We start from the raw sequence: 23,620 nt of genomic DNA, 5'->3' as shown, positions 1-23,620 counted from the left end.
ATGTTTAATATAGTTTTAGTTCACCCTAGAATACCGCAAAATACAGGTAGTATAGGTAGAATGTGCTTTAATGCTGGTTTTAAACTTCATATTGTTAAACCAACTGTTTTTGATATTTCACAAAAGGCTGTTAGAAGGGCAGGACTTGATTACTGGGATAAATTAGAGCCTATTATTTGGGAGAATCTTGAAGAATTTTTGAATGAAAATATGATTTATAAAAATCGCTTTTTTTTCGCAACAACTAAGAGTCAAAAAGCTTATTTTGATGCAGAATTTCAAAAAAATGATTTCTTATTCTTTGGAAGTGAGAGTTATGGTTTGCCTATGGAATTAATGCAATTAAACTGGGAAAATGCTATAACTATACCTATGAAATCTTATGGAAGAAGTTTAAATTTAGCCACAAGCGTTGGTATAATCTCTTATGAAGCTTTAAGACAAAATTTTAGAAATTTTGCTTCTTAAAAGTTTCAAATTTACACAATAGCTTAAAACAAATAAAATCATAAAGTCCTTTTTATAAAAATTATGTTAAAGTAAAATTTAGATTATTTTTTGAGGAGTTTGGATGAAATTAGATATTATGCTAGATTTTGCCAATAAAGCGTCTGATATTATAGCTAATAAGATTGTCCCAAATACAGACATTATTATGGTAGTTTTACTTATTGTTTGTGGGCTTTATTATAGTTTTTTAACTCGCTTTGTTCAGTTTCGTATGTTGAGTTCTGTATTTAAAATTCTTACAGAAAAAAACGAAGGACACGCTAAAGAACATATTTCACCTTTTCAAGCATTAATGATCTCAACTGCTTCTAGAGTTGGTATAGGAAATATTGCTGGAATTTCTTTGGCATTGGCTACAGGTGGAGCTGGTGCTTTATTTTGGATGTGGGTTATGGCATTTTTTGGTGGTGCCTCAGCATTTGCTGAAAGTACCTTAGCTCAAGTTTACAAATCAAAAGATGATACAGGCGGGTTTAAAGGTGGTCCAGCTTATTATATAAAAAAAGCCTTAGGCTCACATTTTTTTGGAGCTTTTTTTGCTTTTATTCTTATTATTACTTATGCTTATGGATTTAATGGACTTCAAAGTCAAACAATGACTTCGTCTTTTAAAGTTTATTATGATATGTTTAATCCAAATGCTGCTGTAGATTTTGCATCAAGTTCTTGGCCAATGATTATTGGTATTATTTTAACTATTTTTGGTGCATGGATGTTTTTTTCTCACCATACTAAAATAGGTAAAATTAGTTCTTTAATTGTTCCTTTTATGGCTTTAGCTTATGTTTTACTTGCCGTGATTGCTGTTTTAATGAATTTTGATAAAATTCCTTCTGTGATTCATATGATTTTACAAAGTGCTTTTGATTTTAAAGCGATTTTTGGTGGTTTTGCTGGTTCTGCTTTGGTTATAGGGATTAAAAGAGGACTTTTTTCAAACGAAGCGGGTATGGGCTCGGCACCTAATGCAGCTGCAGCAGCTTTGACAAGTCATCCAGCTAAACAAGGTGTTATACAAGCCTTTTCAGTTTTAATTGATGTTGTTGTTTGTACAAGTTCTGGATTTTTAGTTCTTTTTTCTATGGCATATTTAGGACTTGGAGAAAGTAAAATTGATGGTGGAATGCCTTTAGTTCAAGAAGCTATGCGTGAGTATTACGGTAGCTTTGGAATCCATTTTATTACTATAGCTATTGTTCTTTTTGCAATAACTTCTTTAATAGGAAATTATTATTATGCTCAAGCTAATGTTAAATATTTAACAAATTCCAAATTTGTAATGAATTTGTTTAGAATTACAGCTGTGGCTATGATTTTTATAGGCTCACAAATGAATTTAAAACTTGCTTGGAATTTGGCTGATTTGACTATGGCTTTCATGGCAACGACAAATATTATATCTTTATTGCTTTTAGGTGGTATAGTAAATAAAGTTTTAAAAGATTTTAATATGCAACAAAAATCTGGTATAGATCCTAAATTTAATGCTAGCAAACTTGGAATTAAAAACGCTGAATGTTGGGATTAAAATTCATAAGCCTTAGTGGCTTATGAATTAATGATTTAAAACCTTGTTTAAAAATTCTCTCAATCTTTCATTGCTAGGATTTTCAAATACTTCTTTAGGGCTTGCATCAACAGCAATTTTTCCTTTATCCATAAAAAATATACGATTGGCAACATTTCTAGCAAAGCCCATTTCATGAGTTACTACAAGCATAGTTAAACCTTCTTTTGCAACATCTTTCATAATGCTTAGAACCTCGCCTATCATTTCAGGATCTAGAGCTGAAGTAGGTTCATCAAATAAAATAACATCAGGATTCATCATCAAGCTTCTAGCAATAGCTATGCGTTGTTTTTGTCCGCCAGAAAGCTTATGGGGCATTATATTTTCTTTGTCTGCTAAACCCACCTTAGCAAGAAGTAATTTTGCTTTTTTTATGGCTTCTTCTTGACTTAAAATTCCTGTTTTAATGGGCGTTAAACATAAATTTTCCATAACATTTTTATTGGCAAAAAGATTAAAATGCTGAAATACCATGCTAACTTTTTGCCTGATCTTATTAATATCAATTTCTTTATCAAGTATGTTTTGCTTATTGATTAAAATTTCCCCACTATCAGCTAGTTCTAAGCGATTGATGCAGCGTAAAAATGTACTTTTTCCGCCTCCACTTGGACCTATGATAGCTATTACATCGCCTTTTGAGATTGTAGTGTTAATATTTTTTAAAACTTCTAATTCTCCATATTTTTTTTGTAAATTTTTAACTTCAATCATTTTTATTCATCCTAAGTTCAAGTTTTTTTGCAAAATAGCTAAAAATTTTTACACTTACATAATAAACAAGTCCAGTGAAAATAATAGGTTTTGGATTGTAAAGTACGGCTTGCAAGCTTTGACTTTGCATGGTAATATCAATAACACTAATAAATCCTACAACAGAAGTTTCCTTAAATAAAGAAATAAATTCATTAGCTAATGCAGGTAGAATGTTTTTAGTAGCCTGTGGAAGAATAATTTCTTTCATTGAAGTTTTGTAATCAAGTCCCATTGCTCTTGCAGCTTCCATTTGTCCCTTATCTACACTATTAATGCCACTTCTTACAATTTCTGCTATATAAGCCGAGCTATTAAGTCCTAGTGCAAGAATGGCTGCATAAAGGTTATCTATAAAAGTAAAAATTACAAAAGCAAAAATCATCAATTGTAAAATTACTGGTGTTCCTCGTATAATGTCTATATATTCATCTATAATAAAATTAAGCGTTTTAAATTTAGAGAAGTGTAAAATAGCTAAACTAAAACCAATAATCACTCCGATAATAACAGCGCAAGCAGTTAATAAAAGTGTAATAAGATAGCTTTTTAAATAAGCTTTTGCATTTTCTGTATAGCCATAGCTTACAACTCCACTAGGATCTTGAATTTTTAATATTTCTATTGGGAAAGAAAAATAGCCCCATAAAATAATAATAACAAAAAAAACAAAAATTCTTATATTTTTCTGATTCAATTTGTAAACCTTTTCAGAGAAATTATTTAAAAAAAGATTTTATAGAAATATCTTTGAATTTTCTCTAAAGATTTAAAAAAATGTGTTAGAATTTCCCAAAAATAAGGTTGTATTTATGGAAATTTTAGATTTCATTCTAATAGTTATTTTTGTGTTTTTAATGATTGTTTTGGTTATAGGTTTCAATCATCAAATGATGCAAAAAAACAAAGAAAGAGAAGAAAGATTTAAAAAATATAAAAAAGGAGAACAAAATGAGTAAAAAAGTATTAATTCCATTGGCTCAAGGTTTTGAAGAAGCTGAATTTATAGGAATTGCGGATGTTTTAAAACGAGCAAAAGAGTTAAATCCAGATTTGGAAGTTGTTATAGCTTCGTTAAACAGTGAGTTATTGATAAAAGGTGCTAATAGCATTAGTATAAAAGCAGATTGTTCTATAGAGGATGTTGATATAGAAAATTTAGATGCTATTGCTTTGGCGGGTGGCTTTGAAGGTATGATGAATCTTAAGAATTCAAATGTTATTTTAAATATCATTAAACAACTTCATAGCAAAAATAAAATTGTTGCCGCAATCTGTGCTTCTCCTATAGTTTTAAATGAAGCAGGTGTTTTAGAGGGCGAGTTTGCTTGTTATCCTAGTTGTGAAGTTGGACTTAATGGAAATCGTGTTAACAAGGCTGTAGTTGTAAATAAAAATGTTATAACTTCAGCAGGTCCAGCTACGGCAATTCTTTTTGGTTTAGAACTAGCTAAAAAGTTATGCGGTGATGAAATTTATCAAAAATTATATGAGGGAATGTTGCTACCTTTGACAAAATAGTTTAAATGGTAGTTTTTCTACCATTTAAACTAAAATAAAGCTTGAGGATTTTCTTTTTTTGTTTTTTCCTTAGGCAGTTCAAAACCTCCAAGCATATGAAAATGCAAATGAAAAACTTCTTGTCCACTATTTTTTCCACAGTTTGTTACCAAGCGATATCCACTTTTATCTACACCTAAAAGAACAGCTAATTCTTGTATGAAACTTGTCATTTTGGCCATAAGTTCAGGATCAAATTCTTGAAAGTCTTTAAAATATTTTTTAGGGATTATAAGTATATGTATGGGTGCTTTGGGTGCAATATCATGAAATGCTAGAAAATCGTCACTTTCAAGCACTTTATTGCATGGAAGTTTACCTTCAACTATGAGTTCAAAAATTGTTTTTTCTTGCATTATTTATCCTTTTTTATTGTTGGTTTGATACAATTATATCTTTAAAGTTTGGTTTTTATGCTGAATTTAAAATAGTTTTTAATAGAATTAGAATTTGAAATATTTTATTTAAGGTAAGAAAATTGCAAAATTTTATAGAACAGATTCAAAAATGTGAGAATTTAAATGATTTGGAAGCCATTAGGATTTCCGTTCTTGGAAAAAAAGGTATTTTAACAGAAGGCTTTACAAAGCTTAAAGAGTTAGAAGATGAGGCGAAAAAAGAATTTGCTGCTAAATTAAATGCACAAAAAGAAATATTTAATGAGGCTTATTTAGCCAAATTTAAAGATTTGGAAAATCTTGCTTTAGAAGAAAGAATGAAACAAGATGCTTTAAATTTTAACTATTTTGATGAAAGTATTACAACAGGTGCCTTGCATCCTGTTATGAGCACCATGGATAAAATCATAGAATATTTTATAGCTTTGAATTTTAGCATAGAAAAAGGGCCTTTAATAGAAGATGACTTTCATAATTTTGAAGCGTTAAATTTACCTAAATCTCACCCCGCAAGAGATATGCAAGATACCTTTTATTTTGATGATAAAAGGCTTTTAAGAACACAAACTTCGCCAGTGCAAATACGGACAATGCTTGCACAAAAACCTCCTATTAGGATGATAGCCCCTGGTGCTGTATTTAGAAGAGATTTTGATATTACGCATACTCCTATGTTTCATCAAGTTGAAGGCCTTGTGGTGGAAGAAGGGCAAAAGGTTAGCTTTGCAAATTTAAAAAGTGTATTGGAAGATTTTTTGCGTTATATGTTTGGAGATGTGAAAGTTCGTTTTCGTCCAAGTTTTTTCCCATTTACAGAACCTTCTGCTGAAGTTGATATTTCTTGTGTATTTTGCAAAGGAAAGGGTTGTAGAGTTTGCAAACATACAGGTTGGCTTGAAGTTTTAGGATGTGGAATAGTTGATCCTAATGTTTATAATTTTGTTGGTTATGAAAATGTAAGTGGTTATGCTTTTGGATTGGGAGTAGAACGTTTTGCAATGCTTTTGCATCAAATTCCAGATTTAAGATCTTTATTTGAAGGTGATTTGAGATTATTGGAGCAGTTTAGATGATAATTACTAAAAGTTGGTTGAATGATTGGTTAGAACTTGAAGAAATAAGTTCAGATAAAATAGCTAAAACTTTAAACTCTATAGGTATAGAAGTTGATAGGGTTGGCGCTTTAAAGGCTCCAGATAAAGTTGTTGTAGGCTATGTTAAGGAAAAAATTAAACATGAAAATTCAGATAAATTAAGCATTTGTCAAGTTGATATCGGAAGTGAAACCTTGCAAATTGTCTGTGGTGCTGCGAATGTTGATGCAGGACAATTTGTAGCTGTTGCAACTAAAGGTGCTATCATGCCAAACGGTATGGAAATAAAAGAAGCAAAATTGCGAGGAGTGGATTCTTGTGGTATGCTTTGTTCTAGTTTAGAACTGGGTTTTGAAAAAATCAATGAAGGAATTATGCTTTTAGATGAGAGTATAGGGAAATTAGAACTTGGGAGACCTTTAAATACTTATGAAATTTTTAATGATGAGCTAATAGAAGTGGAACTTACTCCTAATAGGGGTGATTGTTTAAGTATTTATGGTATAGCTCGTGATTTAGCCGCAGCTTTAAATTTAAATTTAAAAGAACCAAAACCATTTAAAGAAAGTGAAAATGTTTTAGGTATCGGTAGAATTTTGCGCTTAGCAGCTGAGAAAGAACTTAATGGACTTTATAATTATCGAGCCATAGAGCTAAAAGAAGAAATTCAAACAAATTTATTGCTTAGTTTAAGACTTGCTCAAATTGAAAGTTTGGGAAAAAATTCCATAGAAAATTTATTAAATTATGCAACGCATTCAACTGGTGTTCTTTTTAATGCTTATGATTTAAGTAGTTTTTCTGAAAAAGATGAAGAATTTACCATTAATTTAAGCAAGCAAGTGCATGGAGAAACAAAAGTATCTTGCAAAGATAAACTTTTAAGCTTTAGCGGAATTTTCCAAAATAATGAAAGTAGATGTAAAGATGATTCTAAAATAATTATTATTGAGGCTAATTATACCGATCCATTGGTAATTGCAGATGCTAAAATATATTATAAAGATCAAGATGAAAAAATGCTTTATAGAAGTTTTAGGGGAAGTGAACCTAAATTAAATTTAGGAATGGATTTTTTGCTTGGTATTTTTGAGCAGATTCCAAATCTTGTTATTTATAGTTCTTCTCAACAAATTTTAACTGACAAAGAATTACCAATCATACCAATAAGTATTGAAGGTATTAGCGATATAATAGGACAAAATGTTGATAAAGATGAAGTATTAAAAATATTAAAGAAATTAGGTTTTGAGCTCATACTTTCAGGTGAAGGGCTTATAAATGTTAAAGCACCTTTACATCGTCCTGATATTAAAAATTTATCAGATATTTGCGAGGAAGTTGTAAGAATTATAGGTATTGATAATATTGCTTCCAAGGGTTTAGAATTTATAGAAAAAAATCGTTTAAATTCTGCATATAAAAATTATATTGAGTTTTTAAATTTAAGAAAAAGAGCAGTAGCTAGTGGTTATTTTGAAAGCTTACATTATGTTTTGGATAATGGAGAAGAACTTAAAAGATTAGGTTTTGACTCTGTTAAATTAAAACTAATCAATCCAATTACAGCAGAACTTAATACTTTAAGAACAACCCTTTTAAATCATTTGTTAAATGCAGCAAGTTTAAATGCAAAAAATTCTAAAAAAATTATTAAACTTTTTGAATTAGGGGCTGTTTTCAATGTTAATAATCAAGAATTAAATCGTATTGCATTTATCCATTCTGGCTTAAAAGAAGAAGCTAAAATTTCCAACAAGGCCAAACCTGAATCGGTGCAATTTTATGATTTTCTTTTAGATATTAAAAATATTATAGGTGATTTTAAACTAAAATCATCAAAATATAATATTTTAAGCCCTTATGAACAAGCAGATATTTATCTATCGGATATTAAAGTAGGTTTTATAGGCCGTTTGCATTTAAAAATAGAAAATGAGAGAGATTTACCAAAAACATATATTTGCGAACTTGATTTAGATTTAATCAGGCAAGATTTTAAAATAGCTAAGCCTTACTCCAAATTCCCAGCTATCACTAGAGATCTTAGCGTGTTAATACCTAAAGGTTTTGAATACAATCAGATTAAAAATTGTATCGAAGAATTGAATTTAGAAATACTTGAAAATTTTCGTTTAGTTGATATTTATAGTGATGAAAACCTTAAAGAATTTTATAGCATTACTATAAGTTTTTCTTTTAGGGATATAAATAAAACTCTAGAAGATAATCAAGTGAATGAATGTATGGATAAAATTTTAAATACTCTTAAAAATTTGGGTCTTGATTTAAGATGAAAATTTACAAATTGCAAACCCCTGTAAATGCTATACTTGAAAATATAGCAGCAGATAAAAGCATATCTCATCGTTTTGCTATATTTTCGCTTTTAACACAAGAAGAAAATAAGGCTCAAAATTATCTCTTAGCTCAAGATACTTTAAACACTCTTGAAATTATAAAAAATCTTGGAGCTAAAATTGAACAAAAAGATTCTTGCGTCAAAATTATACCCCCTAAAGAAATTTTATCTCCAAATTGTATTTTAGACTGTGGAAATTCAGGAACTGCTATGCGTTTGATGATAGGATTTTTAGCAGGAATTTCTGGTTTTTTTGTTTTAAGTGGAGATAAGTATTTAAACAATCGTCCTATGAGAAGGATAAGCAAACCACTTACTCAAATAGGCGCTAGAATTTATGGAAGAAATGAGGCAAATTTAGCTCCACTTTGTATAGAAGGTCAAAAATTAAAAGCTTTTAATTTTAAAAGCGAAATTTCTTCGGCTCAAGTTAAAACAGCTATGATTTTATCTGCTTTTAGAGCTGATAATGTATGCACTTTTAGTGAAATTTCTCTTAGTCGAAATCATAGTGAAAACATGCTAAAGGCTATGAAAGCTCCAATAAGGGTTAGTAATGATGGCTTAAGTCTTGAAATAAATCCTTTAAAAAAACCTTTAAAAGCTCAAAATATAATCATTCCTAATGATCCTTCTTCGGCTTTTTATTTTGTTTTAGCAGCTATTATTTTACCTAAATCTCAAATTATTTTAAAAAATATTTTGCTTAATCCTACTCGTATAGAGGCGTATAAAATTTTGCAAAAAATGGGTGCCAAACTTGAAATGACAATAACTCAAAATGATTTTGAAACTATTGGTGAGATCAGGGTGGAGTCTAGCAAGCTTAATGGCATAGAAGTTAAAGATAATATCGCTTGGTTAATAGATGAAGCGCCTGCTTTGGCTATAGCTTTTGCTTTGGCTAAGGGTAAATCTAGTTTAATAAATGCTAAAGAATTACGCGTTAAAGAAAGCGATAGGATTGCTGTGATGGTTGAAAATCTAAAGCTTTGTGGTGTTGAAGCTAGAGAACTTGATGATGGTTTTGAAATAGAAGGTGGATGCGAACTAAAATCTTCAAAAATTAAAAGCTATGGAGATCACCGTATTGCTATGAGTTTTGCTATTTTAGGTTTGCTTTGTGGAATCGAGATTGATGATAGTGATTGTATAAAAACTTCTTTTCCAAATTTTATAGAGATTTTATCAAATTTAGGAGCTAGGATTGATTATTGAATTAGCAAAAAACTATGGTTTTTGTTTTGGTGTTAAAAGAGCTATTAAAAAAGCAGAACAAATAAAAGATGCTGCAACTATAGGCCCTCTTATTCACAATAACGAAGAAATTTCTCGTTTGCAAAAAAATTTTAATGTCAAAACTTTGGAAAATATACAAGCTTTAAGTAATGAAAAAAAGGCTATTATAAGAACTCATGGTATTACAAAGCAAGATTTAGAAGAATTGAGAAAAAAAGATATAGAAATTTTTGATGCCACTTGTCCTTTTGTTACAAAACCACAACAAATTTGCGAGCAAATGAGTAAGGAGGGTTATGAAGTTGTTATTTTTGGAGATGAAAATCATCCCGAAGTTAAAGGAGTCAAAAGTTATGTAAGTACAAAAGCTTATGTAGTTTTGGATAAAAAAGAACTTCAAAATATAAAACTTCCTAATAAAATAGCTGTAGTAAGCCAAACAACTAAGAAGCCTGAGCATTTTATGGAGATAGTAAATTTTTTAATACTTAAAACCAAAGAAGTAAGAGTTTTTAACACTATATGTGATGCAACCTTTAAAAATCAAGATGCCATTAAAGAACTCTCGCTTAAAAGTGATGTTATGGTTGTTGTAGGGGGTAAAAACTCAGCCAATACAAAACAACTTTTTTTAATTGCAAAAACCAATTGTGAAGATAGCTATCTAATTGAAACCGAAGAAGAGTTAAAAAAAGAATGGTTTTTGGATAAAAAACATTGCGGCATTAGTGCAGGTGCTAGTACTCCTGATTGGATCATACAAAAAGTTATCGCCAAAATAAAAAAATTTAAAATTAATTAAAAAATGTTTTCAAATAGAATAAAAAAGTCAAAAATTTAAAAAAAATTAACAAAAATAAAAAAACTTAACACTAATTAAAGAAAAATAAGGTAAAATCAATCAATTTCTAAAAATTATTTTAAAGGACCATAATGAGCGAGGTGAACAAAAAAGTTCAAGGCGGCGTAGATGATTATCTTGAGGAAGAAGATTTTGGACAGCTTTTAGAAGCTTTTGATAAATCAAGAGAAGAGGCTACAACAGAGGGTGTGATTGTAGAGATCAAAAATGATGAAGTTTATGTAGATATAGGTAAAAAATCTGAAGGTATTTTAGCTCTTAGCGAAATACAAGATGACAATTCTAAGCTATTATTTAATGTAGGCGATGGTATTAAAGTTGCTGTTATGGGTTCTCGTGGTGGCAGATCTTTACTTTCTCATAAAAAAGCTTTGAGAAAAGAAAAAGTTATCGAATTTATTAAAAACTATCAAGAAAATCAAGATGATATTTTTACCGTAAAAGTAGTTGGAAAAAATAAAGGCGGATTGATAGTTGTTGATGAAAATGATGTTGAATTTTTCTTACCAAAATCTCAATATGGCTTCAAAGAAACAAATAATATTATAGGCAAAACGTTTAAAGTTAAAATTATTAAAATCGACAAAGATGAGCAAAGTATCATTGTTTCTCGTAAAAAAACTTTAGATGACGAGAGAAGAAAACGCAAAGAATTGATCAATAATGTAGCACAACAAGAAGATTTAATTGAAGGTATTGTGAAAAAAATTACTACTTATGGTATGTTTGTGGATGTAGGAGGTGTTGATGGTCTTGTTCATTACAGCGAAATTTCTTACAAAGGACCTGTAAATCCTGGAACACTTTATAAAGAGGGTGATAAGGTTCCAGTTAAAGTTATAAAGTATGATAAAGAACGCAAACATTTATCCTTGTCTATAAAAGCGGCTTTACCCGATCCATGGAGCGAGATAAAAGATACTCTTGATGTAGGTGATACCATTAAAGTAATAGTATCAAATATAGAGCCTTATGGTGCTTTTGTGGATTTAGGAAATGATATAGAAGGATTTTTACATATCAGTGAAATTTCTTGGGATAAAAATATTAAAAATCCAAAAGATTATATCAACAAAGGTCAAGAAATTGATGTTGAAGTAATTGAAATCAATCCAAATGAAAGACGCTTAAGAGTTTCTTTAAGAAATTTACTTTCTAGACCTTTTGATGAATTTATGAAATCTTACAAAATTGCGGATGTGGTTGAAGGAGAAATTACCTCGGTAACTTCTTTTGGTGCGTTTGTTAAACTTGGCGGTATTGAAGGTCTATTGCATAATGAAGATGCTTCTTGGGATAGAAACGATAAATGTAAAGACAAATTCTCTCAAGGGGATAAAATCAAGGTAAAAATTATCAAAATAGATGAAGAAAACCAAAAAATATCATTAAGCACAAAAGAATTAAACAGTTCTCCAGTGCAAGAATATGCCAAAATTCATAAAGTCGGCGATATTGTAAAAGGCACTATCCGTGATATTAAAGATTTTGGTGTTTTTGTAGAGCTAAGTAAAAATGTTGATGCTTTAATTCATAAAGAAGATATAAGCACTTCTATGCTTGAAAATTTAAAAATTGGCGACGATATTGAAGCTGCTATAGTTTTTATTGATGAAAAGAAAAATAGAATTCGCCTAAGTGTTAAAAATCTTGTTAGAATGAAAGAAAGAGAAGTTCTTAATGAAATCAATAATGATGATAAAGTGACTTTAGGTGATATCATTAAAGATCAGCTAGCTTAATGAAAAAATACATTACAATAAGCATTTTGAGTATTTTATTACTCATTTTGCTTGCTGTTGTTTTTACATTGCTTTGGCAATTTAAAGCTAATGTAAATTTCATTCCACAATTTGCTAAAGATACAAATACACAGCCAAGCATTCAAACCCAAAATCAAGATCTTTCATGGCAAGAAGAATTAGCAAAATGGCCTACAAGAGATTTTACCCCAGCAGCAGAAAAATTTACCTTATATTTTGATGCGGATACTAGCGAGCTTAAGGAGAAAAATAAATATTATCAACTTATAGTTGGAAAATATGATATTTATTCTATGTTTTGCTTAAGACAGACTTTAAATTCTTTTAATGTGAAGTATTTTCTTCTTAAATCAGGTGATAGTCCAGAAATCTTTTTGGATACAGGTAATGAAAAACTTATAGATGATATTATCAAAGAATTAAAAAAATATAAAATAAATACAGAAGTAAAGGAAATTTGGTTATGAAAAAAAAGATTATAGTATGTGATGCTATTTTGGATAAAGGTGTCGATATTCTAAGAAAAGCTGAAGATATTGAGCTTATAGAAGCTGCAAAAGTTCCAAAAGATGAACTTATGCAAATGCTAAGTGATGTTGAAGTTGCTATTACTAGAAGTTCTACGGATGTAGATGTAAATTTCTTAAATCATGCCAAAAAATTAAAAGCGCTTGTGCGTGCTGGGGTGGGCGTAGATAATGTTGATATTCCAGAGTGTTCTAAAAGAGGAGTGATTGTGATGAATGTCCCAACTGCAAATACTATTGCCGCAGTTGAACTAACAATGGCACATCTTTTAACATCAGCTAGAAGCTTTGTCAATGCTCATAATTTTTTAAAAATTGAAAGAAAATGGGAAAGAGAAAAATGGTATGGCATTGAATTGATGAACAAAACGCTAGGGGTTATAGGTTTTGGAAATATAGGTTCAAGAGTGGCTATCCGCGCTAAAGCATTTGGTATGAAAATTTTAGCCTATGATCCGTATATTTCTGCTTCTAAGATTACAGATTTAGATATGGAGCAAGCAAAAAATTTAGATGAAATTTTAGAAAAAAGTGATTTTATTACCATTCACACACCAAAAACCAAAGAAACCAATGGTATGATAGGAAAGCAAGAAATTGCAAAAATGAAAGATGGAATAAGATTAATAAATTGTGCTCGTGGAGGATTGTACACAGAAGAGGCTTTATATGAAGGTTTAAAAAGTGGTAAAATAGCTTGGCTTGGTATAGACGTGTTCGATAAAGAACCTGCGACTAATCATCCTCTTTTAGACTTTGAAAATATTTCAGTTACTTCTCACCTAGGAGCAAATACTTTAGAAAGTCAAGACAATATCGCAAGAGAAGCTTGTGAGCAAGCATTAAGCGCAGCACGAGGCGTGGCTTATCCTAATGCCTTAAATTTACCAATTAAAACTGAAGATTTACCACCTTTTGTAGCTCCTTATATAGAACTTGTTTCTAAAATGGCTTTTTTAGCTGTTCAAATTGATAAAAATCCTATAAAAAGTATTAAATTAGAGGCTGAAGGAATTATTGGCGAGTATGCAAATTCTATGCTAACCTTTGCAGCTGTTGGTGCTTTGGGTGGAATTTTAGGAGAGAAAATTAATTATGTTAATGCAGAATTTGTAGCCAAAGAAAAAGGAGTTGAGTTATCTTGCGAAACTCTTCCAAATAGTGGTTATAATAATAAACTTAGCGTTAAAATTATCACCGAAAATTCAAATATCAGTGTTTCAGGAACAGTATTTAATGAAAATGAACAACGCATAGTTGGATTAAATGGCTTTAAAACTGATTTTAAGCCAAAAGGGAAAATGGTTATTTTTAAAAACAAAGACATACCAGGAGTTATAGCTAAAATCAGTTCCGTTTTGGCAGCTAAAAATATCAACATAGCTGATTTTAGGCTTGGTAGAGATGGTTTTGGGTATGCTTTGGCTGTTGTTTTGATTGATGAAAAAGTTCAAAAAGAAGTATTAGATGAACTAAAACAATTAGAGGCGTGTGTATTTGTCCAATATGTTGAAATTTAAAATTTTAATTATAGAAGATGATATAGATTTAAACGAACTGCTTGTTTTAAAGTTAAAATCTAGTGGTTATGAAGTTATATCTTTAGCGGATTTTTTTGGAGTTGAAGATTTGCTCGATAATGAGCAAATCGATCTTTTAATAGTCGATAGAAATTTGCCAAGTGGGGATTCTTTAGAAAAAATTCAAGATTTAAGAGAGCAAGGATACAAAGAAGCAGTTATTTTTCTTACAGCCAAGGCTTTGCATCAAGATTTGCTCGAAGGCTTTGAAAGTGGTTGTGATGATTATGTTTGCAAACCTTTTGATTTTAATGAGCTTTTGCTTCGCATTAAAGCAATTTTAAAACGCCATAAGAAAGAAGAAGAAAAGCTATCTTTTGGTGATTTTATTTTAGATTTGGCTAATTATGAATTCTTTTACAAAAATCAAAAATTAGAAATCTCAAATCTTGACTATGAGCTTTTAAAATGTTTTTTTGAAAATCCAAATACCTTGCTTACTAGACAATTTTTAAGCGAAAGTGTTTGGAAAGATGATACTACAAGTGATAAAACAATCAATATAGCTCTAACAAGACTTAGAAATAAATTTCCAAAACTAAAAGATCATATTATAAGTGTTAGGGGTGTTGGCTATAAATTATGCTAAAAACTAAAAATATTTTTATAGTTTTTTTTGTTGTATTGGCTTTGATTTTTGGGTTTATTTTTTATACTTTTACTAATTCTTATCTTAATTTCTTGCTTACAAAACAATATGAACAAAAAATCAAAAGCCTTGATGATGTTTTAAAATTTTCTCTCTTAGAGCATTTAAATGATGCCAATATTAAGGATTTTGCTAAAGATACTAGGGCTGATTTTATTATCCTAAACAATGATATGAAAATAAGTTCTGTAAAAAATCCTGATTTTTTTTCTAATCTTAAAGAAGGAGAAATTTTAAATTTCAATTCAAAAAAAATTCTTACCAAAAGCTTTATTTACAAAGGATATAAATATATTATTATTGTTTATCCTCGTTTTTTAGATTTAGAACTTTTTTGGATAAAAATAGCAATCGGTTTTGGAGTGTGCTTGCTGTTTGTTTTTATTTTGATGTTGTTGTTAGGTAGAAGAATAGAGAAAAATTTTAATAAAATTTTGGATTTTTTGGATTCTATAAGTGATCATAAAGTTGTTATATTAGAAAAAGGAATGTTTAAAGAATTTAATTTACTAAATGAGAAACTTTTAAAAACTAAGGATAAAATTCTAAAGAATACCCAAAAAAATAAAAAACAAAGCGATAAAATCACTTTAAAAAATACTCAGCTTGCTAGCGTGATTTCTGCTATTTCACATGAGCTTAAAAATCCTTTAAGCGTGATTGATCTTAGCTTAGAAATATTAAAAGATGAGAAATTAGAAGATAAAAAATTAAAAAAGGAATTGCTAGAAAAAATTTCGCGTCAAAGCATTAAACTTAATGCTTTGACCCATAAGCTTAATTTTGTTTTTAATCTTAATAGTGAAGCCTTGCAAATGCAAGAATTTGATCTTTTTTTTCTATGTGAAAAAATCACTAAAAACCCAGGCTTTGAAAGAGTTGTATTGCAAGGTAAAAGCACGAAAGTTAAGGCTGATGAATTTTTAATCGAGCAAGTGATTATAAATTTGCTTTCTAATGCTTTAAAATATAGTCAAAAAGAAGTCATTTTAACAGCAAGAGATCAAAAAATAATAGTGCAAGATTTTGGAAAAGGCATAGAAGAAGATAAAATAAAATTGATTACAAAAAAATTTTATAAAATTGATGTAAAAAGCGATAATTCTTTTGGTTTAGGACTTTTTTTAGTAAAGAAAATTTTAAATATACATAAAAGTTATCTTGAAATTTCTAGCACTTTAGGCTATGGTTCTAGTTTTAGCTTTAAACTCAGTCAAGGATAAAAAATGGCTCTTATAGATTTAATTGAAGCTTCAAAAAAATTTGGAGACAAAATAGTTTTAAATGAAGCAAATTTTAGTGCAAACGAGGGAGAAAAGATTGCTATTATAGGCAAAAATGGAGAAGGAAAATCTACTTTTTTAAAAACGCTTTTAGGCACACTTCCTTTAGATAGCGGTAGAGTAATAAGACAAAATGGAAAAAGCATAGCCATGCTTTCACAAACCGTTGATTTTAATGCAAATTTAAGTGTAAAAGAAGCTATCAAGCAAGAGCTTGCAGAAATTTACAATGCCTTAGAAGAATATGAAATACTGCATAAAAAATTAGAAGAAGAACCTAACAATAAAGATTATCTTAAAAAAATAGATACACTTATGACTTTGATTGATAGTAAAGATGCTTGGAATATAGAATCTAAAATAATACGCGTTTTAAAAGAATTTAGTTTGCTTGAGTATGAAAATCGCATTATATCTACTTTAAGTGGCGGAGAGATACGCCGCGTTGGGCTTTGCATACTTTTACTAAAAAATCCTGATATTTTATTGCTTGATGAACCAACTAATCATTTAGATGTATATATGACAAGCTTTTTGGAAGAATTGCTAAAAAATTCAAAGATGTGTGTGATTTTTATTTCCCATGATAGATATTTTATTGACGCTATAGCACACAAGTGTGTAGAAGTAGAGCAGGGTAAACTTAGTATTTTTAAAGGCGGGTATGCAAACTATTTAGAGAAAAAAACACAAATTTTACAAAGCCTTGCTAAGAGCCATGAAACTCTTTTAAAACAATTAAAAAGTGAAGAAGAATGGCTTAGAAGAGGGGTAAAGGCAAGACTTAAAAGAAATGAAGGACGAAAAGAACGCATTTTTAAAATGCGTGAAGAAGCGAAAAAAAATCCTGGAGCAATTAAACGTTTAAAACTTGAAATTTCAAGAGCGGCTTTAAATTTTAATGGAGAAAAAACGATCAATCGTAAAAAAATGCTTTTTGAGCTTAAAAATATAAGCAAAAATATAAACGATAAAAATCTTTTTAAAGATTTTTCAACGCGTATTTTACAAGGTGAACGCATAGCTATCGTAGGAAGAAATGGTTGTGGGAAATCAACATTGTTAAAAATTCTTCTAGGACAAATCAAACAAGATAGCGGCGAAATAAAACGTGGAGAGCTTAAGATAGGATATTTTGATCAGGCTAGAAGCTTGGTAAATTCTGATAAAAGCTTGCTTGAAATTTTTTGTCCCAATGGTGGAGATAGGGTTGAAGTTCGTGGTAAAAATATGCATGTTTATGGATATTTGAAAAATTTTTTATTTCCTAAGGAATTTTTAGATAAAAGCGTAGCTCTTTTAAGCGGTGGAGAGAAAAATCGCGTTGCTTTAGCCTTACTTTTTACTAAAGAATATGATGTTTTGATTTTAGATGAGCCAACTAATGATCTTGATATAGCTACGATTAATATATTAGAAGAATATTTACTTAGTTTTGAAGGGGCTATTTTGCTAGTATCGCACGATAGATACTTTGTTGATAAAATCGCAACAAAACTTTATGCTTTTGAGGGAGATGGATATATAAATATTTTACACACTCTTTACACTGAATATCTTGAAAATGAAAAAGAAATTGAAGAATTGGATAATTTTGCTTTAGAGCTTCAAACTCAAGAGCAAAATAATAACCAAAAAGAAAAAAGCTCTAAAAAATTAAGCTACAAAGAAAATGAGATATTAAAAAACTATCCTGAAAAAATAGATTTTTTAGAGCAAAAGATAGCTAAATTAAATCAAGATTTATCCGATCCAAATGTATATCAAGAAATAGGTATTAACAAGCTTTATCAAGAACTTGAAGTAATGCAAAAAGAACTTGAAATTCTAGAAAATGAGTATTTTTTAGTATTAGAGAAAAGCGAGAATTTATAATTAAAAAGATTTTATATTTTTTTACTCTATGGAGCGGGAAACGAGATTCGAACTCGCGACCCCAACCTTGGCAAGGTTGTGCTCTACCCCTGAGCTATTCCCGCAAAAAATAAGTGGTGCCCGAGGTCGGACTCGAACCGACACAAGGTTGCCCTTACCAGATTTTGAGTCTGGCGCGTCTACCAGTTTCACCACTCGGGCTCATTTTTAAGATTTAAAGCTAAAATTATACTTTTTTAGGCTAAAAAATACTTTAAAAATAAAAAGTATTTTCAAAAAGACGATATAAAATTATATAATTTAAATTTTTGGAACAGTTATTGCTTTTGTTTATTAGCAATATTTGAAAAGATTTTAACTTTAATACTTTAGAGGAAAAAAATGAGAATTACAAATAAACTTAACTTCACAAATAGTGTGAATAATTCTATGGGCGGTCAAAGCGCTTTATATCAGATATCTCAACAACTTGCTTCAGGTTTAAAAATTCAAAATTCATATGAAGATGCAAGCACTTATATAGATAATACGCGTCTTGAATATGAAATTAAAACATTAGAGCAAGTAAAAGAATCAACTAGTAGAGCTCAAGAAATGACTCAAAATAGCATGAAAGCTTTACAAGACATGGTTAAACTTCTTGAAGATTTTAAAGTTAAAGTAACTCAAGCTGCAAGCGATAGCAATTCTCAAACCTCAAGAGAGGCTATAGCAAAAGAACTAGAACGCATAAAAGAAAGTATAGTTCAGCTTGCAAATACCAGTGTTAATGGTCAGTATCTTTTTGCAGGTTCTCAAGTTGCAAACAAACCTTTTGATTCTAACGGAAATTATTATGGAGATAAAAATAATATTAATGTAGTAACTGGAGCTGGAACTGAAAGCCCGTACAATATACCAGGCTGGGATTTATTTTTTAAAGCGGATGGAGATTATAAAAAACAAATAAGCACCAATGTTAGTTTTACAGATAATCGTTGGGATCTTACTCAAAATCCTGATAAAACTAAATATCTCACAGGAGATTCTAAATGGCAACAGCTTATCGGACAAGGTTATGTAAAAGATAATAGCTTAGATGCTGACAAAGACTTCGAATATGATGATAGTAAACTAGATTTTCCTCCAACAACTCTTTATGTTCAAGGAACCAAGCCTGATGGAACAAGTTTTAAAAGTGCTGTACTCGTCAAACCCGAAGATACTTTAGAAGATGTAATGGAAAATATTGGAGCTCTTTATGGTAATACTCCAAATAATAAAGTAGTAGAAGTAAGTATGAATGATAGTGGTCAAATTCAAATTACAGATCTAAAGCAAGGTAATAATAAACTCGATTTTCATGCTGTAGCTTTCACACCACAAGCTGATACCAAAGATGAACTTAAAAATATTATTGAAGCTGCTAATCAAGAGGGTATTTCAATGAATGAAGTTACAAATAGGGTTATGCAAGCTGCTACGGCTGCTCCTAGTAATGGAGATATAACAAAATTAAACAACCCTGTAACTGTAACAATCAACAATCAACAATTCACAATCGATTTAAAACAAACTGATTTTATCAAAAGTAAAATGACAGATACAGATGGAAATGCTGCTAATGGAGCTGATTACGATAATGTGTATTTTGAAAAAAATGGCAATACTGTTTATGGTAATGTTTCTCAAGTTATCAAAGGAAGCAATGCTTATGCCACTGATTCAACCAAACTTAGCGAGGTAATGGCAGGAGATAGCCTAAATGGTACTACTTTAAATTTAAAAGTCAATTCCAAAGGTGGAAATTCTTACGATGTTACTATAAATTTACAAACTTCAACTGTAAGCTATCTTGATCCTAATAATCCAGGTCAAACCATAAGCTTTCCTATTATGCATACTAATCCTGCAACTGGAAATAGTGGGGTTGTTACAGGATCAAATGATATTACTTATGGTCAAATTAATGATATTATAGGTATGTTTGCTGCAGATAAAATTCCTACAACAACCATACAAGCCAATAATGGTCAAATTAATAATGCAGATTATACCCAAATACAACAACTCATGAAAGATTCACAAGCTACTGTTGATGTAAGTATGGATTATAAAGGTCGTATTAGTGTTACTGATAAACTTTCTTCAGGCACTAATATAGAAATTTCTCTTAGTGATTCTCAAAGTGGCCAATTTCCAGCACCTCCTTTTACCACAACTTCTACTGTACAAAATGGTCCAAATTTTAGTTTTAGCGCGAATAATTCTTTAACTATAGATGAGCCAAATGTGGATATTATTAAAGATTTAGATTCAATGATTGATGCTGTTTTAAAAGGCAATATGAGAGCAGACTCCGAAAGTGAAAACCCTAGAAATACAGGTATGCAAGGAGCTTTAGAAAGACTTGATCATTTAGCAGATCATGTTAACAAGCTTAATACAACTATGGGAGCATATCATAATACTATCGAAGGTGTTAATACACGCACATCCTTTTTAAGCGTTAATGTCCAAAGTATAAAATCAAATGTGATTGATGTAGATTATGGTGAGGCAATGATGAATTTAATGCAAGTTCAACTTGCATATCAAGCTTCTCTTAAAGCTAGCACAACAATTTCTCAACTTAGCTTATTAAATTATATGTAAAATTTTTTATGGTATAATTTGGCTTTGATTTTATTTTCAAGGAAAGAATATTAAAAAAGAAGCCATTTTTACCAGCTCCACGCTTGTTATTTTTTATCTTTGTCTTTGTATGCTAGCACCTGGCATGGGAGAATGGGTTTACAAGGCTAATTTATTTTTATTTGGAGAATTTGGGTATTATTATCCATTTTCTTTGCTTATATTAAATTATCTCTACTATAAAAAAAAATATAAAATAGAAAATTTTAAGCGTAGGGAGCTTTTTGGTTTTTCTTTGGCCTTTTTTTCTACCTTGCTTTTATTTTCTGTCTTTTATAGAGAGTTTGGGTATATTTTAGAAATTGTATATGGATTTTTTTCTATAATCTTAGGGCGTACAGGGAGTGGAATTTTTGCTCTTTTGCTTTTGCTATTTTCTTTGGTTTTATTGTTTCCAAAATTTGCAAAAGAAATTTTAAAAATAGAATTAGATTTTACTTATTTATTAAAAGTAGAGCAAGCTTTTAAATCTTTACTTATGCGTGTATTTGGTGGAGAAAACGAGAAAGAAGATGTAGGTAAATCAGAACCTATAGCTCCAAAATTAAATATTTTGCAAGATAGTATTTATGGAAATTTACAAATAAACAAAAAAGGGGAAACCAATAATTTAGGACAGATAATTAAAGATAGCAATATCAATGCAAGTAAAAATTCAATTACCACGGCCAAGGAAAATTTTGAAAAACTAAAAAATCAAATTTTAGATGAAACCATAGAGATTGATAAACAAAGTTTAAAAGAATCAAGAAGTTTTGTTCATGAGCATTCTCAACAAGTGCGAAATTTCGCACAAAAGGCTAGTAAAATGAGCATTAGTCTTGATGAAGATTTTAATTTTATTTCAGAAGAAGAGGTAGATATGATTCCTGAACGTTTTTTAAAACCTAAAAAACTTGAAGATATAAAGCAAATAGATACAAATAAAAATTTAGATGAGCCAAGTTATAAACGTAAAAATATTGAAATTCCAGTTTCTAATCAAGAAGTTAAACCAAAAATTTTTACAAAAGAGCTTGAACTTAGAGAGAATTTGATAAAAAAAGAAAAACTAGAACAAGAATACAAAGCCTATCAAAATGAAATTTTAGAAAATAAAGTAAAACAAGAAATTAAAAAATTAGAAGAATATGATGCGATAAATTCAAGCGATATTATAGAAGGGAATAAATATAGTTTTAATAGCCCAAAAACAATTAAAACAGAAACAGAAGAATCAGACAAAATAAATGAAAATAAAAATCTAGATAAAGCAGACAATATCTTTGAATTTGCTCCCATTGTAGAAGAGTTAAATCATCCTTATATAGAACCTACTCCTATAAAAAATATAAATGAAATAGTTATAGAAGAAAAAAATACACTCGATTTTATCCAAAATACAGAAACTAAAATCGATAATGAAAAAACAAATGATCAAGAAATTAAACTTCAAAAAGCAGTTTTAGCCAAAGAAATTGCTATTAACCAAGCTTTATTGCGTGAAATAGAGCAGGGCGAAGTAGAAAAACCAAAAGATTTCACCTTGCCGCCATTAGATTTTTTAGCTAATCCAAAAGAACACAAACAAGAAATCAATGAAAGTGAAATAGATAAAAAAATTTATAATCTTCTTGAAAAGTTGCGTCGTTTTAAAATAGGCGGCGATGTTATAAGCACTTATGTTGGTCCTGTGGTAACTACTTTTGAATTTCGTCCTAGTGCAGATGTGAAAGTAAGTCGTATTTTAAATTTACAAGATGATTTAACTATGGCTTTAATGGCAAAATCAATCCGTATTCAAGCTCCAATACCAGGAAAAGATGTTGTAGGTATAGAAGTTCCAAATGATGAAATTCAAACCATTTATTTAAGAGAAATTTTACAAAGTGAAGTTTTTAAAAACGCTAAAAGTCCTTTAACCATAGCTTTAGGTAAAGATATAGTAGGCAATGCTTTTGTAACCGATCTTAAAAAACTTCCGCATTTACTCATCGCAGGAACGACAGGTAGTGGTAAAAGTGTGGGGATAAATTCTATGCTTTTAAGTCTTTTATATCGTAACTCTCCAAAAACCTTGCGTTTGATGATGATAGATCCTAAGATGCTTGAATTTAGCATTTATAATGACATTCCTCATCTTTTAACTCCTGTTATCACAGATCCAAAAAAAGCAGTCAATGCGCTTTCAAATATGGTAGCTGAAATGGAAAGACGCTATCGCTTAATGGCTGATGCAAAAACCAAAAATATAGAAAATTACAATGAAAAAATGAAAGAATTAGGCGGAGAAGAACTTCCTTTTATTGTAGTAATTATCGATGAACTTGCTGATTTGATGATGACTGCGGGTAAAGATGTAGAATTTTATATAGGAAGACTTGCGCAAATGGCAAGAGCAAGTGGAATCCACTTGATTGTAGCTACACAACGACCTTCTGTTGATGTTGTAACAGGACTAATTAAAGCGAATTTACCAAGTAGAATTTCTTATAAAGTAGGGCAAAAAATTGACTCTAAAGTTATTTTAGATGCTATGGGTGCTGAAAGTTTACTTGGAAGAGGGGATTGTTTATTTACTCCTCCTGGAACAAGCTCTATAGTGCGTTTGCATGCGCCTTTTGCAAGCGAATTTGAAATAGAAAAAATCGTGGATTTTCTAAAGGATCAACAAAGCGTAGAATATGATGAAAGCTTTTTAAAGGATCAGCAAAGCGTAGGTGTTACAACAAATGAAAGCTTTGATGGGGAAGTAGATGAGCTTTATGAAGAAGCTAAAAGAGTAATCTTAGAAGATGGAAAAACAAGCATTTCTTATTTACAACGCCGTTTAAAAATCGGCTATAACCGCTCTGCAAATATTATTGAACAACTTACGCAAAACGGGATTTTAAGCGAACCTGATGCCAAAGGACAAAGGGAAATCTTGTAAGATTTTTCTTG

At 30.0% G+C, this 23,620-nt stretch carries 19 protein-coding genes and 2 tRNA genes; 16 read left to right on the top strand and 5 right to left on the bottom strand.

What is annotated here, in order from left to right:
* On the top strand, positions 1-468 hold the full coding sequence (locus FBF21_RS04575) for a tRNA (cytidine(34)-2'-O)-methyltransferase (protein ID WP_002859556.1): 468 nt from the start codon (positions 1-3) through the stop codon (positions 466-468).
* Between the two features lie 103 nt (positions 469-571).
* The gene (locus FBF21_RS04570; RefSeq protein WP_002870170.1) at positions 572-2,038 is read left to right on the top strand and encodes a sodium:alanine symporter family protein; all 1,467 of its coding nucleotides are present in this window, start codon (positions 572-574) and stop codon (positions 2,036-2,038) included.
* Between the two features lie 27 nt (positions 2,039-2,065).
* On the opposite strand, the gene FBF21_RS04565 is transcribed toward FBF21_RS04570, so the two are convergent.
* Together FBF21_RS04565 and FBF21_RS04560 are read right to left on the bottom strand one after the other, a co-directional pair.
* A complete protein-coding gene (locus FBF21_RS04565; RefSeq protein WP_002858785.1) occupies positions 2,066-2,794 on the bottom strand; it encodes an amino acid ABC transporter ATP-binding protein in 729 nt (242 codons plus the stop codon).
* Positions 2,787-3,530: an amino acid ABC transporter permease gene (locus FBF21_RS04560; protein ID WP_002852595.1), complete on the bottom strand. Its 744-nt coding sequence runs from the start codon at positions 3,528-3,530 to the stop codon at positions 2,787-2,789. The genes FBF21_RS04565 and FBF21_RS04560 overlap by 8 nt, the downstream gene beginning before the upstream one ends.
* A gap of 82 nt (positions 3,531-3,612) precedes the next feature.
* Here FBF21_RS04560 and FBF21_RS04555 point away from each other — a divergent pair, with 82 nt between their 5' ends.
* Positions 3,613-3,792, top strand: a complete 180-nt coding sequence (locus FBF21_RS04555; RefSeq protein ID WP_010891894.1) for a hypothetical protein — start codon at positions 3,613-3,615, stop codon at positions 3,790-3,792.
* A complete protein-coding gene (locus tag FBF21_RS04550; RefSeq protein WP_002870039.1) occupies positions 3,785-4,354 on the top strand; it encodes a DJ-1 family glyoxalase III in 570 nt (189 codons plus the stop codon). The genes FBF21_RS04555 and FBF21_RS04550 overlap by 8 nt, the downstream gene beginning before the upstream one ends.
* A gap of 29 nt (positions 4,355-4,383) precedes the next feature.
* On the opposite strand, the gene FBF21_RS04545 is transcribed toward FBF21_RS04550, so the two are convergent.
* The gene (locus FBF21_RS04545) at positions 4,384-4,749 is read right to left on the bottom strand and encodes a histidine triad nucleotide-binding protein (protein ID WP_002852408.1); all 366 of its coding nucleotides are present in this window, start codon (positions 4,747-4,749) and stop codon (positions 4,384-4,386) included.
* 122 nt (positions 4,750-4,871) lie between these two features.
* Here FBF21_RS04545 and pheS point away from each other — a divergent pair, with 122 nt between their 5' ends.
* The 10 genes from pheS to abc-f all read left to right on the top strand — a co-directional run bounded on the left by pheS (position 4,872) and on the right by abc-f (position 18,025).
* The gene (gene pheS, locus FBF21_RS04540) at positions 4,872-5,864 is read left to right on the top strand and encodes a phenylalanine--tRNA ligase subunit alpha (RefSeq protein WP_002852567.1); all 993 of its coding nucleotides are present in this window, start codon (positions 4,872-4,874) and stop codon (positions 5,862-5,864) included.
* Entirely contained in the window at positions 5,861-8,182 is a 2,322-nt protein-coding gene (gene pheT, locus FBF21_RS04535; RefSeq protein ID WP_002917825.1) for a phenylalanine--tRNA ligase subunit beta, read from the top strand. Before pheS ends, pheT begins: the two co-directional genes overlap by 4 nt.
* Positions 8,179-9,465 (top strand): 3-phosphoshikimate 1-carboxyvinyltransferase, encoded by a 1,287-nt coding sequence (aroA, locus tag FBF21_RS04530; protein ID WP_002852577.1) that lies wholly within the window; start codon positions 8,179-8,181, stop codon positions 9,463-9,465. Before pheT ends, aroA begins: the two co-directional genes overlap by 4 nt.
* Positions 9,455-10,288 carry a 4-hydroxy-3-methylbut-2-enyl diphosphate reductase gene (locus FBF21_RS04525; RefSeq protein ID WP_002870043.1) on the top strand — a complete coding sequence of 278 codons (834 nt, stop codon included), beginning with the start codon at positions 9,455-9,457 and terminating at the stop codon, positions 10,286-10,288. Before aroA ends, FBF21_RS04525 begins: the two co-directional genes overlap by 11 nt.
* 131 nt (positions 10,289-10,419) lie before the next feature.
* Positions 10,420-12,090 carry a 30S ribosomal protein S1 gene (locus FBF21_RS04520; RefSeq protein ID WP_002870044.1) on the top strand — a complete coding sequence of 557 codons (1,671 nt, stop codon included), beginning with the start codon at positions 10,420-10,422 and terminating at the stop codon, positions 12,088-12,090.
* On the top strand, positions 12,090-12,578 hold the full coding sequence (locus FBF21_RS04515) for a hypothetical protein (RefSeq protein ID WP_002856886.1): 489 nt from the start codon (positions 12,090-12,092) through the stop codon (positions 12,576-12,578). The genes FBF21_RS04520 and FBF21_RS04515 overlap by 1 nt, the downstream gene beginning before the upstream one ends.
* Positions 12,575-14,158 (top strand): phosphoglycerate dehydrogenase, encoded by a 1,584-nt coding sequence (gene serA / locus FBF21_RS04510; RefSeq protein WP_002869169.1) that lies wholly within the window; start codon positions 12,575-12,577, stop codon positions 14,156-14,158. The genes FBF21_RS04515 and serA overlap by 4 nt, the downstream gene beginning before the upstream one ends.
* Positions 14,145-14,807, top strand: a complete 663-nt coding sequence (locus FBF21_RS04505; protein ID WP_002869170.1) for a response regulator transcription factor — start codon at positions 14,145-14,147, stop codon at positions 14,805-14,807. The genes serA and FBF21_RS04505 overlap by 14 nt, the downstream gene beginning before the upstream one ends.
* The gene (locus FBF21_RS04500; protein ID WP_002856957.1) at positions 14,801-16,090 is read left to right on the top strand and encodes a HAMP domain-containing sensor histidine kinase; all 1,290 of its coding nucleotides are present in this window, start codon (positions 14,801-14,803) and stop codon (positions 16,088-16,090) included. The genes FBF21_RS04505 and FBF21_RS04500 overlap by 7 nt, the downstream gene beginning before the upstream one ends.
* 3 nt (positions 16,091-16,093) lie before the next feature.
* Entirely contained in the window at positions 16,094-18,025 is a 1,932-nt protein-coding gene (gene abc-f / locus FBF21_RS04495; RefSeq protein ID WP_002856890.1) for a ribosomal protection-like ABC-F family protein, read from the top strand.
* 29 nt (positions 18,026-18,054) lie between these two features.
* Here the strand turns inward: abc-f and FBF21_RS04490 are convergent.
* A tRNA-Gly gene (locus FBF21_RS04490) sits at positions 18,055-18,129 on the bottom strand.
* A gap of 10 nt (positions 18,130-18,139) precedes the next feature.
* Positions 18,140-18,226: transfer RNA gene (locus tag FBF21_RS04485), tRNA-Leu, on the bottom strand.
* Between the two features lie 180 nt (positions 18,227-18,406).
* On the opposite strand from FBF21_RS04485, the gene flgL reads away from it, so the two are divergent.
* Positions 18,407-20,659 (top strand): flagellar hook-associated protein FlgL, encoded by a 2,253-nt coding sequence (gene flgL, locus FBF21_RS04480; protein ID WP_002856750.1) that lies wholly within the window; start codon positions 18,407-18,409, stop codon positions 20,657-20,659.
* A 109-nt stretch (positions 20,660-20,768) separates the two neighbouring features.
* Positions 20,769-23,609, top strand: coding sequence for a DNA translocase FtsK (locus FBF21_RS04475; protein WP_002856899.1), 2,841 nt, complete (start codon positions 20,769-20,771; stop codon positions 23,607-23,609).
* Positions 23,610-23,620 lie beyond the last annotated feature (11 nt).

Origin of the sequence: Campylobacter sp. CFSAN093238, from assembly GCF_012898015.1 — a bacterium.
Taxonomy (GTDB): Bacteria; Campylobacterota; Campylobacteria; order Campylobacterales; family Campylobacteraceae; genus Campylobacter_D; species Campylobacter_D jejuni.
This window is presented reverse-complemented; position numbering and strand designations above follow the sequence as displayed.